The organism is Bacillus sp. SA1-12, assembly GCF_000981385.1.
Lineage (GTDB): Bacteria > Bacillota > Bacilli > Bacillales > Bacillaceae > Metabacillus.
Window position 1 is genome coordinate 22,155 of sequence record NZ_LATZ01000030.1, and the last position, 13,663, is coordinate 35,817.

Genomic DNA, 13,663 nt, shown 5'->3' on the forward strand with positions numbered 1-13,663 from the left:
CATCTATCCTTTCAGCCCTAAGAATTTTTCAGCGTTTTCCCCTAAAATCTTGTCTAATGTAGACTTCCTCATCGGGATGCTTTCTAGCGCAGGCTTTAAGCGATTGGCACGGAATCGGGGTGTATTCGAGCCGAACATCACTTGGTCCTTCAGGTTGCGATCAATCCATAACGGCCCCATATTACGGGTAAAAACCTGTTCATAAAAATCCTTCGCCGTATCCATATACAGCATCGATGTATCGGTATAGACATTGGGATATTTCAGCATCAGCATGATCGTTTCATGAATCCATGGCCAGCCGAAATGGGCTAAGCAGATTCTTAATTCCGGATAATGGTAAGCAACTTCCTCAAAATGAATTGGCTGTGAATATTTCACCAAGGCATTCGGCTCCCAGCTCATCCCGGCATGAAACAGAATCGGCTTATTGTACTCAATGCATTTTTCATAAATCGGTCTTAATTGTTCATCACCTGGATAAAACACCTGTTTCGATGGGTGCAGCTTTAGCCCCCTCAGCCCAAGATCTTTAAACGCATACTCAAGGACATCAAGTGCATCCTCACGATGCGGGTCCACACTGGCAAAGCCGATGAATCGATCAGGCACCATATCTACAAGTTTCTTAATCTCTTCATTTGAAACAACATGACCACCAGAAATCGTTGTAAGATCCTCAGGAAGCAAGACCGACTTATCAATACCGCCATAATCCATTCCGACAAGGATTTGCTCAATGGACTGCGGAGACTGCTTAAAAATGCCAAACTGCTCCTTCCGAAACGCTAAAGCCTCCTCATCCTCACAAATCCCTTCGAAGAAAATCGGATGTGTATGTACATCTATGACCATATGACATTCCCCTTTCAATCTAGTAAAGGTACTAAAAACATCTTTTAATAGGGTTCAAATTTTGTAATTACCTCTGCTGCTGTGTTGGCACCTTTTTTTAAACAATCCTGTACACTAAAACCATTTATCACACCATACATAAAGCCGGCAATAAAGGAATCTCCAGCACCAACTGTGTTTACAACTTCCACTTCTTTTGCGACTTCTTTATAAAAGGTTGAGCCATCATAGGATAGACTTCCATTCTAACCTAAGGTAACTGTTACAAGTGTTGGGCCTAGAAGTTTTGCTTTTTTCATAATGTTTTCGATATATTCATCATGCTGATCGTAGGAGAAAAAGGCATAGTCGACATGTGGAAGAATGTCTTTGACCTCTGGATTGTGATGGTAGGTTGAAAAATCAAAGATGATCTTGCTGCCGTTCTTGCGAATGACAGGAAGATGGTCAATGACCTTTCCGAATAAATCGGTATGGACAATTTCAAACTCCTTGAGAAATTCTAGATCATCACTTGTAAGCGAAAAGTCCTTCATGACCCCTTCGATTAGTTCACCATGTACCCGGTCATTGCCGTTTAGCTGCATTTTAATAATGGCTGTATTCCCCTTCACAACACGAAGATGTGATAGATCAATCCCTTCGTTTCGCAATGTTTCGATCATCATCTCACCATAGTGATCATCTCCAACTACACTCACAACTGAGGTTTGAAGGCCGAAACGGCTCATGTGTATGACAAAATCGATTCCGTTTCCGGTTGGGTATGATCGTTGGAGATTTTCGTAAATGTCGATACAATTAAAGCCAACTGCGGCTATTTTCATTTGACTCCCCCTTGTATATGTCATGTTAGTATTGCCTTTTTCTTTTATCCTCACCTTCTATTCAACTCTTCGTAGTTTACTAATGTATATAACGTAATATAACCTATTATGATGTTACATTAATATTTCTATTTGGTCAATATTCTGAAAGTTGGCTTTCTATGAGTTTTTGTCGTCAATTTTTTTGGATGGTTTGGGATTTTGTCGAAGTTTGGTGATGCTTTTCTAATACTTGGAGTTTGCTTTGTGGTGAAATTATAAAAAGTAATGAGAATCTGATTTAATACTGTTGTTGGACAAATATCCTTTTTAATCACAAAAAAAGAGTCCAATTTGGACTCAAGATTACCAATCGCTTTCTTAAAGTTCCAAGACATTAGGTAATAACGTCCAAAACTACTAAGGAACAGTAACTGAACTAAAGATATAGCCAAAGAATTTATCATCTCTTGAGCTATATTTTTAAAAAAATCTTATTTAACATAATTTAAGATCACTTTAAACACATAGGATGGTTTTTTTAACAAGCTCTCAAAATCGATACTCTTACTTTCAGATCCTTTGTTTATTAAAAGTACCCTTTGTACTGTATTCATTTCTATAGATAAATCCTTAATACGGTAGCTTTCAATCCTAGTTGCCTTATCCAAATGTAGGTCATCAAGATCAAATTGGACTTTGTCAGAAATTCGTCTTAGCATTCTCCACAAAGCGACTTCCTCTTTAGATTTCATAAATATTTCTGGAAGCTCTTTAGCTTGCTTTAATGTGTTTAGTGTCGTTAAGGTATATACTGAAATTCCGTATCCAACAGGTTTGACAATATCCTTAAGTGATTTCCAAACTTCTATCTCAAAGCGAACAATTTCTTCTGCATCTGTTGATGTAGATACTTCTACATGGTCGCTTTTCATGATTTTCACTTCGGTTATTTTTCCATAAACCGTAATACCATTCTGAGAGGCAACTCCGTTTTTCGAATAAAGTGCAATATACTTTGCTTCCTGCCAGCCCTTTTTTAAACGGCTAGTTGGAATTTGATAAAATAAGTGTTGATTATATTCTCGATAATCTTCTTCTCTAGATACTATTCCAACTAACACCTTGTCATCTAATGAAGATACCCACTCTTCTTTTGTTCCCCTTGGAAGTATTCCTTCCTGTTGAATCTCTTCTGGACTTTTCTCAATAAGATGTTCCACAAATTGCTCGACCAGTCTTGTTGCATTTGGCAAAAATGGTAAGGCACCAATATTTACTTTATCAATGCTTTTGTAAAAATGATGCTCTTCATATTCCTCTTCATTTTTCCAAGGAAACAAGACATACGCACCGAAAGCTGTTCGTTCAAAGGGTCCATTCTGTTGAACAACAAGGGAATCACGATATCGGTGCATCGTGTTGATGTCGTCCTCCATTGGGCCTGGATTGTGATAATGTCGTTGATAATAGCTTCCCTCTACTGCAAAATCAATTCTGTATTTGGCATCAAAGATATAGTTATAGTGAAAGTCTTTACCTTTTTTCTCGATACTGAGTGTTGTATCAGGCTTTTGAGAAATTGTTGGTAGATTTCTTTCTGTTTTCTGGTATGTCAGAGTGATTTGCTCTTTTGTAATTGGGTGTTTGTACACTCTTTTCGCCGTCGAATTTGTATCTAGATTAACGAATAATCCATCTCGATTTACTTTGATAATATCCTGATTCACAAGGTCATATTTTTTAGAAAGAATCTGTCCAAGCTTAATAAATGTCCAATACTCATACATGGTTGCGACGTCTTTCACTGACATTTGATACATTTTCCCTTGGAGGGATAAGCCTTTTGATAGAATCAAATAGGTCTGAAAAACATCACGATAACCTGGAGCCATTTGAATAACAAGGCTCATAATGGAACGGTCTAATTTACCAATGGATCTCCAGAAGGAATTTTTCAGTTGAAGTTCTAAAGCTTTTATTTTTTTGGAAATTGACTCAATTAAGTCACGATCTAGTTCCTTTTCAAGTTTATTAGCATGTTGAAGTTTTTCTAGAAGGTCATGAATTTTATCCTTTAAACGAATCATGATCCACTTGATAAATTGATTCTCTAGCGTGTTATATGTTAATTCTTTCTTAATTTTCAGTCCAGAAGAAGGCATGACAAAACGACCATTTAATTCAATCCCGCTTTTAACAACTACAAATAAATTCGGTCTCTTATTTAAATATTTACGTCCCTTAGAATCTAGGCGGGCAAGTTGGTCTCCTCTTGCTTTTTCATGTGTTGTTATTAGTTTATGATGCGGTTGTTTTTCGATTTGGTTTATTGATTTTATTAAGTGATCAAAATGGTGACTTAGTAATCGAAAAAATTCAGCACGTGAAGGCTTGCCTTCCACATTTATTTTTGCTGTTAAATAGGTTTTCTTTATGAAATGAAATGCTAAATTATAGATTTCATCATTTACTTCATCTATTAGCTTTTTATAATCGTTTTTATAATCTAGCTTAGATGGAAAAACCTCAATTGTTACTTCAAGGAGAATCTCGTTTCCGTTTCGAATTTCAAAAGTAGACAAACCTACTTCATTTTAAAACTGGAGGCTTCCCATTAAAATATAACGATTGTCCATAATGTCCACTTTACCTACAGTTTTTCGAAGCAATGGATGTTCATGGTAAAACGAATACACATCATTTGTTTTGGGTTGAAGGACAAGCTGATAGTTTCCGTTTTCAAAAAAGATAGGACGATTATTGAATGGCTCAACCATTTCTTGTGTCTCCACATCAAAAACTTTAACGAAATTCACATTTTTTCCATTCACAGATAAAGTCATTTCATCATGAAAATCTAATTGACGATATTGGCGGAATCCTTCATAACGTTCATGATATGGTTTTCCTTTGAGAATCAGCGTGAATTCATCTGTATCAACATGTAAAAGCTCTACCTCATTAGGAACCGATCCAGAAGGATGTAAAGCCATCGTCCACTAACCTCCGTCTCATCTCCACAATCTTCTTGGCACATTTCGGGTATTTTGCTAATGAAAACTCGCCAACTACATCTTCACTGTAAACCTTATTTGTACAAAACGTATATAAACCATCTAACACTGCTTGAACACGATAATCACTACCAGAAATTCGAGGGAGAATCTTCTGTAAAACACAGCGGTCAAAGGCTTGTTCGAACGTAAGTAAATGGCCTTCCTCGTTATAAGCAAGGTAAAAGCAGATTTCGTCTCTTACTCGATATCCAATATGAGCACCAATTGGTTTAAGTATTTCATTTAACATGACTAATTCGCTTGTTGCTTTCTCTACAATTGACGAGTGTTCCTTATAAACATCCTTCAAGTGAAGATAGCTGCCAGTTAACTGATCATTTCTTAATTCAATACGTTCACTTTCCTCCAAGTCTTGTAAAAATGAAAGATAACCAAGATTTACTTCACTGAATTCAATTGTGTTTGCTCGATCCAATACTTTTTTACTAAAAGGATGTGTTGTTTCGTCCATGTTAACTGTGCCGATAATATAAACATTTGAAGGCAGTGAAACTGTTTTATTTGCAATCTCTTCTGACAACAGCTTTGATGTCACAATTTTCCCATCTTGCCAACGGCGGCTTTCCATCACACTTAACAAATCACTAAAGTAATATTCAACTCTTGCAAGATTCATCTCATCCAGTAAAACAAAATAAGGTCGAGCTGGATCCTCTTCCGCTCTTTGTAGAACTTTTGTAAGAGGTCCTTCTTTAAAGTCCCCCTTGATGTCAACATAACCTAATAAATCAGAACCATCATTCCAATCTGGACGAACTGGAATTAATGTAAACTGTCCATTTTCCTCTGTTGCTCCTACACTTTCAGCAAACCATTGTATGATCTTTGTCTTACCAGTACCTGAGATTCCAGAAATAATCACAAATGGTTTTGTTTTTAAAGAAGGTTGATGATTTCATCTTTTTCATAGTAAAAGCCCTTGCTTGCGATGTATGTATTTATTTGTTCGATAATTTCAGGCATTGAGTAGTATGGAGTAGGAGGATCCTTAATAAAATCATTTTCGTTATTATTTATCATGATAAACTCCTCGTAATACCGCACCATTTCTTCTAAATCACTAAGAAGTTGGTCCTCTAATGACATATTATCGATTGAATATGGAATGTAGGCAGCTGTTGACAATTCATATTCTCTTGCTTTTGAGCTTTGTCCCAGGTTTAGGTCATTTCCTTTTATTACTCGATCACTCATCGAAATAGAGTTACGTAAAGCTTGACTTATTTTCTCCATTTCATCTTTAGAAGTCTCCGTCACACCTTGAGCAATTGTTAAATAAAGAGACTTCATATCTTCGCTAAATAAATAAACAATATAATATCCTCTTTGAGTAGAGGTGGTTACTTGATTATTCATTACCGCAACCCAAGGAACGGAAGCCCAGTTCCCCTGGCCTACTGAGCCTTTAATTGTATATTGATTTTTATCTATGAAGTACAAACTTCCCAGTAAACTTGGAATGACATTCCGAACAGTCCCTCCAAGCTCATGTCCAGCAAAAGGACCATTCTTTGCGGTAAGATATTCATTCATTACTTTCAAAAAGCTTAATCTTAGTTCTCCATCCACTTTGACATTCCACTCCTCATCCACCAATCCAACCTGTTCCAACCATTGAAGAATGTTTCTTGTTCGGTACTCAGCTACTGACTCAACCATTAGATTTTCACCACGTGAATTTCGAACGATTAACATCCCCACCTCCATTAAGCATTTTAATTTCTCTTGCTTTGAAAATGTAGGGATTAACTCAAGCAGTTCCATTACCAGTTTAAAATAGTCATACTGTAATATTTAATTCTTTAATAAACGCTTTTTTATTTTGAGAATTCTTATATTTTTCAATAAGGTTCACATCAACTTGGAATGTATTATTTAATATTCCTAATAGCTTTAGACCTTGTCTTGCGCGTGACTTTAGTCTTTTTATATTGTCTTCTTTATAAATTTTAGTTATGTTTACTGGGTCAGTACCTTCTACAATCTCATTTAAAAGAGAAATGCACTGTTCTAAGCTCACCTCGGGTAACTGATCAGTTGTGTATTCTTTCAATTTAATAGCTGTTCTATTATCTTTTACCGTTTGTTCTACAAATGGTAATTCATTAAAGAGAGCCATTAAAAGGAGCTTCTTCCTCTTGCTTTATCAAAATCATTTGCTGATACTACCCTTGACTTAATAAATTCTCCCCAGCCTTGTTCAATGAAATTCATAGATAAGAAATCTGTTGGTTCTGTTCTTTCCCCTTTTTCGAATTTTTCTCTTGAGGATTCTGTTTCAACGTATATACCTGTATCATCAGCTTTAATTATCTTGTTTGGCTTTTGTGATGATAATGTATGTATTATTAGGTTTTTCTTTGCTATTTCTTTTAGAAGATTTACAATCATTGTTTCCTCCTGAAGCAAATACTATAGTCACATCTTACCATATTTAGTAAAATGATAATTAAAAAAGAGTCAACCTCTAAATTTTGAGGTTAATTAATCAGAAACAATTATTATTGAAAATTGAATACCAACAAATATCTTCAATCTTTTCATTTATATTAGATTATTTATTTTCATATTATAAATATAAAACGTTCCTTATGATGTGTAAGGAACGTGTAAATTACCTTTTCTAATCTTAATCAGATCCCGGATGTCGGGATCGAACCTCCAAAATGAATTTTTTATTAAACCACAATTTAATACTTCAATATGTTTTCTTCAATTTTAACTAGCACAATATACTATTTCTAAAAGAAAAATTCTTTACCTTAATAATAAATTTATAACGAAAAATAAAAGTTCTTAATTTTCTGTGCCATCATAGTTCTTCTTATTTCTAAAAACACTTCATAATTTGAAAAATCCATATTAAGTATTTGTTCTGGAATACAATTTTCTTCTAGGTTTTTCCTTAATATTTGTAAGTTTGATATTTCTCCATATTTTTTTGTTGTTGTAGAATTGCATTGCCTCATTACAGCATCCATATAAATGTTTGGGGCTTGGTCTTTAATGGCAATATTTATTTCTTGCTGTGTGTAAGTATAATTAGCTATTTGATTATATTGTCCACGGTTATTATATCCATTACGTTGTAAGTATTTTTTAGGGAAGATATAATGTATATCCCCTCTTTCTTCAATTAAATGTCTAACTTCAACTTCTTTAGACAAAAAACCTCTGTCACTACCCTTGACTTGTGCCATTAAAAATAAATGAAAATAGGGGCTGCTTGCAACAGAAGTATTGAGCCGTGTTACCAAAATGTTGTTCCAAAATGCATCCGAGAGTTCACCTTCTTCTGTATTTTTTACATAGATTTCTGGATCCCCTGCAGTATTAAATCGACGAACATCATACTCAAACATTGATTCTGGAGAACCAGAATATCTTCCCGTAAGCATGGATAAAACTAACCATTTTCTTACTGTTCTATTTATAACTGTTTGATCTAATTTTTTATCACGAAGTAATAAGTACAAAATGTAACCGAAGTTTAGTGTGTTTTGTGAACGGATGAGGCTTTTATTAATAATGCCAGCTGATTTTACAATCATGAGATATCTCTTAAAGTTCGTCTCATTAATAAAAGATAATACTCCTTCTTCCAATGTATTAAAGGACTCTTCTGCAATTTCTTCTTTGTACTCTCTTGTTTCAAAACTTCTACCCGATAGAAGGCTAACAAGATTAGAAAGTTTTCCCCTAAAAAACTTAAATGTAAATGCTACGCGTAGTAAATCAGAATAGTCTGGTATGTACAAAGAATCCGTATGATCTTTTATCCATTTTATTTTGTTAAAATATTCAGTCGAGGTAAATTCAGTATCATTTGCTTGTATAGATGAAAAATCAGCAGGATTCTTTGCTAAATGACAGAAATAATCTATTAATTTTCGAATAAAAACTCCGTTGTAGGTTTCATTTACTGCTATCTTAGACATTGCAAAATCCGCTTGACTTAAAACTACACCCTGTGAATTAATTCTTATAAAAATTTCTGTTACCGTCTCGATATCTAGTTCATGAGAAAGTTCTATAATACCCAAATTACTATAACGGATGTTTAGTAAATTATTTATTATTTGTCCTATTGCACTTTGATCAGCAATTTCATTAGTATGACAATAGCTTCCTACAAAGCCAAAAAGGTCAAAACCTTTTTTAAAGAAACTTGAAATATCGCTAATCCATTCAGAGTCCTTTTGTATTGCTGGGTTCGAAACTTCAAACCTTTCTTCCTTTGGATTAAATGCAATTTTAACCCTTTTTTTCTTATAGTCTGAACCAATAACTTCTTCCCCTAATAAAGCCGCAGTCATAGCAGTAATTCTTTGTTGACCATCTATTAGTATTTTCTTTCCCATTGAGTGAGTTCCATCTTTTAACTTTGTATCTGGATTTCTCCATGTAATGATGTAACCGACAGGATAACCTTGATATAATGAATCCATTAAATCCCTAACCTTACTACTATCCCAAACAAATGGGCGTTGTATCTCAGGGATTGCTATTTCTTCAGCTTTGATCCATCCTAATATCGTATCAATTGAACTATTATTAACTACGTATTTTGCCACTTTTATCCTCCTTGCTATTATTAATGTAAAAAAGAGACGTTTACTTTAACTTTTACGATTTCAATTAACAAAAAAATTCATATTTACAGTTTTACAAAAGGTTTTATGACTTGAAGGTACTAGTGATAATATTATTATTTTCCTATCAGAGTTTTGATTTAAGAAACCTTACTCCTTATATATCCTTTAATCCTTTTAGACAAACTATCACTTTCTAATTCTTTAAAGTTGTAATAATAAAGAATCTAATCACTTTGTTTCTAGTATTAGAATCAATTGCGTGCATGGATATACCTTAGTATTTTTTCTCTTTTTGCACTTCAATTTCTGATAACTTTGTTTCTATTGTCCTTCAACTGAGATGTTTGATTTTCATTCCAAAGTTATGCCATATTTATTCCATCCTTTTGTCTTGAGGAAAAAATTCTAAGAATTTTTGGAGTTTATTGAGCAAACACAGTAGAATTGGATGTTCTTAAATCAGAACCGGATTTTATTGAGGATGCAGAACAAAAAGCATTATAAGATATTATTACTATTCATCGTGAACCATCATTTGCACAAATTTTGTTTAGCCTCATTGATAAGAAAGGCTGCATTGACTACGATATTTACAAAGACTGGTATTGACCGCAGGCATTTTTCGAAAAGCAAATCAAATTATCGACCAGGCAAACCTACAGTGATCGTGCTGCCTTTGGCTCTTGAACTAAACAAAAAAGAAACCGATAAAATGTTACGTTCTGCCGGTTTCTCCTTTTCAAATAGTGATAAGTTTGATCTGGTTATTCTGTTTTGCTTAGAAAAAGGAATTTATGACTTAGATGAAGTTAATCAAGCATTGAATTACTTACATCTAAAGCCTTTAATTAAGTATTAGAATAATATGGATATCTGTCTTGCAATTGCTAAATCAACATCGATTGTAGGATTCATATTAATAATGAAATTGTTTTTCTAATTTCTTAATTTACATGTAAAAGGCTATCATTCAGGTGTTTACCCGTTATCAGCTGGAAGAAGTCTCTCATCAATCACCTTTTCTAACCGATTAATCCGTTCTTGTAAAAGATGTCGTTCTTTTTCTTGGTGTCTGGCTTTTGAGGAATAATAAGAGTCTGTTTCCCACCAATCAAGGCCAATTTCTTTTGCCTTGTCAACAGACGCAACGAGTAACCGTATTTTGATGGTGAGCAGGTCAACATCAGCCAGCGATATCTTGATATCACCTGCTATAACGACACCCTTATCTAATATTTTTTCTAACACCTCAAGCAAATTCCCTGATTGTGTAGAGGAAGGCTTCCTCCTTTTCGTATTGCCTACATTAATCTTCCAAGCGGGCCCAATTCGGTGTTTAGATCCTCATGCTCCAGTCCAAAAATAATCTTTAATTCCTCCATCTTTTCTTAACCACGTATCAACACTGGCAATGACAATACGGGCATCAATTGTAAGAAGCTCAATTCCAATTAACGAAACACGAGCCCACAAATCAATGACGAGACCCTTATCTAGAATACGGTCAATTACTTCAGCTAGACTTGAAGAGTCTACACTTTTCTGAATAGCAGCCATCACGTCCCCACCTTCCATAGGCTAACTCAAGGGGGATCCTTATAGATTATTCTCTGTATCATTTACAGGTGACGCACCCCTTCATAACAGAAGCTTCTTCGTAAAAAACGAATTACTAATACTATATGAATTTCTGATAGAGTTCGTATGGACAAACACAATCAATTAAATACCTTCGAAATTTCATTGGGATAATCTCGCTAGTTTTTCTCATATAAGATCTATTAATACTTTTAGCTTGAAAATCTAAGGAGATAACATTATGAGCGAAAACCTGAATGAATGTAGTGAAAAGATTACGAGGGAATAGTAAAAGTAAGGAGACGATCAAAAACTTCACTAGTTATATAAAAACTGAACATTCATATGGCATTAAAACAACGAAAGAGGAATGTTTAACCCGATTAATTAAAAAGGCATGAGTCCAGGCTGAACTCATGCCAAAAATACTACAAATATAATGATGTTCAAGGAGAAATCGTGCACACTATTTTTTCCCATCTCTCAATTTTCTAAATAAATCCCTAAAGATCACATCACGATTCATATAGTTCACATACCGGATAAAATGTCTCGATGAATCAAAGCTCCATGTCAGCTGGTCTGTTAAAACGGGACTGTGAACAAGCTGTGTAGATACGGCTTTGTCTAAGTTTAAAAGATACGCGATAGCAGAAATATCCCAGATCACCTTGGAATAAGCAAAATGATCATCATGATACTCCTCAAATCGTTCAGCGAGGAAATCTCCAATTTTACCCTGACCTCTTACATATTGATTCATTTCCGGCAGTGTCGTATGTAGATGGGAGGTTACGCCCATGCAAGGGATTTGAACAACAGGTACCCCGCAATCAAAAATCAATCGGGCAGCTAAAACGTCTTGCTGCAAATTAAATTCAGCTGTATCCTGCCAATGTAATGCATGACCTCCAAGCCATACAACAACGATTTTTTCGATAATTTTTGGTTCGATTAATATAGCTGAGGCCACATTTGTAATCGCACCAATGGCCACCACATACAAGGGATCGTCCTCATCCGCCTCCATTGCTCTCTTTACTAAATCTAACGTTGCTTTATTACGATGAGGCTGATGTAAATCTCTTAAATAATCTGTTGATCCTTTATAGACGAAGCCTTCTGGAGTGACATTCAGTTTTTCTAGTATTCTTAGAATCTCATCATAGCTTTTTTCCATCCCATCTTCCGGTCCGGTTGATTTATCATTGTAAAAAGGAGCAGCATAGATGGCTTCAACATTTAACTTTTCTGCGGATTGTAATGCATAGACAATCGCAAATTGATCATCTACCTCATTAAAAGTATCCGTATCCAGGACCATGCGGATTTTGGAAGTTGGGGGTTCTAATCTTTTTACTAGTTTTTCAGTACTGATTGTTGGGAAGTTCATGGCATACACTCCTCTGATAAAATGGCTTTGCTCTAATTTTACTAGAAAATACCGCAATTGGTAACCGTTTTCAATTATTGATTCTTTCCTTTTCATTCCTCCCTTATTTTTTTAGTAAATTCTTTTTCAGCACCATTTTATGGAAGAGCTATCGCTAAATTATTTTAGTAAAAAATAATTCAACTACCATAACTTTGATAGTCTCTAAAGGATTATGTTCATAATATTTAACTAATTCGATCGCTCAAATACTTCCCGATAATAGTCCCTTAACTCAGCTGAATTATCTTTCCATTCAACTGGATGTCCGTTGATTATCTGGTGAAGTACATCCAGACACCTATGCCATCCTGCTGCGGTATTAACTGCCCATGAATCATCGTTAAAAGTATGGGTAAAGACCATTCGACACCCTTTATCCTCTTCACGCAATGAAATGTTTATCAGATCATCACCTTCACGGAAACCAAATAAATATGGCTTTTCTAACTCTGTAATGGTACCTTTATAGGTCGTTCCTTCACCGTCATCGAAGGCAATCTTGCCACCAAGTCTGAGATCCATCTCCCCTGTTGCGAAAGGGTACCATTGGGTGAAGCAGCTTTGATTTGTAATGACACCGAAAACATCTTCTGGATGATGAGGAAAAAATCGTTCAAATCTTAAAGCATAACGACCGTTTGACTCATGTAGTGTACCGTATTCATTCATCATTTCATCCTCCTTCTTTATATCCTTGAAGTCTTGCTATTCACTATTCATTCAAAAAAACAAATGAAAGGTTGTATAGGCTCAGAAAAAACACCAACAATATTCATATTTGTTTTCATGATTTTATAGTACTAAACATTTATATAACAAAAAACCAATAATAACATCAATTTCGTGTTCTTCATACAGATAGGTAAGGGTTTGAAGTTATCGCTCCCTTTTCCCCCCGTCCACACCGTACATGAGACTTTCACCTCATACGGCGTTCCAACTAATCCAATTCGATTTAGTCATCAACACTTCTGAAATCGTAACGTCTTCCGTGTCTCAATTCTTCCGTTTCAATAAGTCGGTGCCTCCCATGGGAGGTAAACCTCTTTTAGTCTTACGAGAACCTTATTAACCGATAAAGATTTGCCTTGCATGATTAATTGAATCTTCATTAGTCTAGTGGCTATCCCTTCGGGTTGATTAGACCTTTCATCGGTACTGTGCCACCACTTTCACTGATATAAAGTAAAGTTATACAATAACTATTCTCATTATTGCTTTCCTTATCAACGCTTCATAGAAAGTAAGTCCTCCACGTTATCAGCTTACAACGTTGAATTATATCTATTATAGAATGAACTTAGGTGCTTCCTG

Annotated in this window: 7 protein-coding genes and 4 pseudogenes; 1 reads left to right on the top strand and 10 read right to left on the bottom strand. The window is 35.0% G+C overall.

Translation table 11 applies throughout. The features are described from left to right. Nucleotides 1-3: 3 nt before the first annotated feature. From WQ54_RS15585 to WQ54_RS15620, 5 genes and pseudogenes are all read right to left on the bottom strand, one after another. Nucleotides 4-855: an amidohydrolase family protein gene (locus tag WQ54_RS15585; RefSeq protein ID WP_046585257.1), complete on the bottom strand. Its 852-nt coding sequence runs from the start codon at nucleotides 853-855 to the stop codon at nucleotides 4-6. 44 nt (nucleotides 856-899) lie between these two features. Next, nucleotides 900-1,706: pseudogene (gene frlD / locus WQ54_RS15590) on the bottom strand (fructoselysine 6-kinase). 449 nt (nucleotides 1,707-2,155) lie between these two features. Beyond that, nucleotides 2,156-4,657 (bottom strand): annotated as a pseudogene (locus tag WQ54_RS15600) (DUF2357 domain-containing protein). Then, nucleotides 4,626-7,132, bottom strand: a pseudogene (locus WQ54_RS15605) (DUF3578 domain-containing protein). The pseudogenes WQ54_RS15600 and WQ54_RS15605 overlap by 32 nt, the downstream one beginning before the upstream one ends. Before the next feature lie 383 nt (nucleotides 7,133-7,515). Beyond that, nucleotides 7,516-9,315 carry a DUF262 domain-containing protein gene (locus WQ54_RS15620; RefSeq protein ID WP_046585264.1) on the bottom strand — a complete coding sequence of 600 codons (1,800 nt, stop codon included), beginning with the start codon at nucleotides 9,313-9,315 and terminating at the stop codon, nucleotides 7,516-7,518. 598 nt (nucleotides 9,316-9,913) lie between these two features. Between WQ54_RS15620 and WQ54_RS15625 the strand changes: the two genes are divergently transcribed. Continuing rightward, entirely contained in the window at nucleotides 9,914-10,195 is a 282-nt protein-coding gene (locus WQ54_RS15625) for a hypothetical protein (protein WP_156177975.1), read from the top strand. 119 nt (nucleotides 10,196-10,314) lie between these two features. Here the strand turns inward: WQ54_RS15625 and WQ54_RS15630 are convergent, their stop codons facing one another. From WQ54_RS15630 to WQ54_RS15645, 5 genes and pseudogenes are all read right to left on the bottom strand, one after another. Further along, the gene (locus WQ54_RS15630) at nucleotides 10,315-10,593 is read right to left on the bottom strand and encodes a gas vesicle protein (protein WP_197089605.1); all 279 of its coding nucleotides are present in this window, start codon (nucleotides 10,591-10,593) and stop codon (nucleotides 10,315-10,317) included. A 44-nt stretch (nucleotides 10,594-10,637) separates the two neighbouring features. Beyond that, nucleotides 10,638-10,718, bottom strand: coding sequence for a gas vesicle protein GvpK (gvpK, locus tag WQ54_RS35480; protein WP_156177976.1), 81 nt, complete (start codon nucleotides 10,716-10,718; stop codon nucleotides 10,638-10,640). 4 nt (nucleotides 10,719-10,722) lie between these two features. Beyond that, nucleotides 10,723-10,893 (bottom strand): annotated as a pseudogene (gene gvpJ / locus WQ54_RS15635) (gas vesicle protein GvpJ); the annotation flags it as partial. Between the two features lie 487 nt (nucleotides 10,894-11,380). Further along, nucleotides 11,381-12,403: a nucleoside hydrolase gene (locus WQ54_RS15640; RefSeq protein WP_231597545.1), complete on the bottom strand. Its 1,023-nt coding sequence runs from the start codon at nucleotides 12,401-12,403 to the stop codon at nucleotides 11,381-11,383. Between the two features lie 135 nt (nucleotides 12,404-12,538). Beyond that, entirely contained in the window at nucleotides 12,539-13,018 is a 480-nt protein-coding gene (locus WQ54_RS15645; protein ID WP_046585270.1) for an SRPBCC family protein, read from the bottom strand. Between the last annotated feature and the right edge of the window lie 645 nt (nucleotides 13,019-13,663).

Excerpts from the sequence above, each read along its gene's own strand:
- WQ54_RS15640 (WP_231597545.1), bottom strand. The coding sequence starts at position 12,403 with ATGAAAAGGAAAGAATCAATAATTGAAAACGGTTACCAATTGCGGTAT.
- gvpK (WP_156177976.1), bottom strand. The coding sequence starts at position 10,718 with ATGGAGGAATTAAAGATTATTTTTGGACTGGAGCATGAGGATCTAAAC.
- WQ54_RS15645 (WP_046585270.1), bottom strand. The coding sequence starts at position 13,018 with ATGAATGAATACGGTACACTACATGAGTCAAACGGTCGTTATGCTTTA.
- WQ54_RS15585 (WP_046585257.1), bottom strand. The coding sequence starts at position 855 with ATGGTCATAGATGTACATACACATCCGATTTTCTTCGAAGGGATTTGT.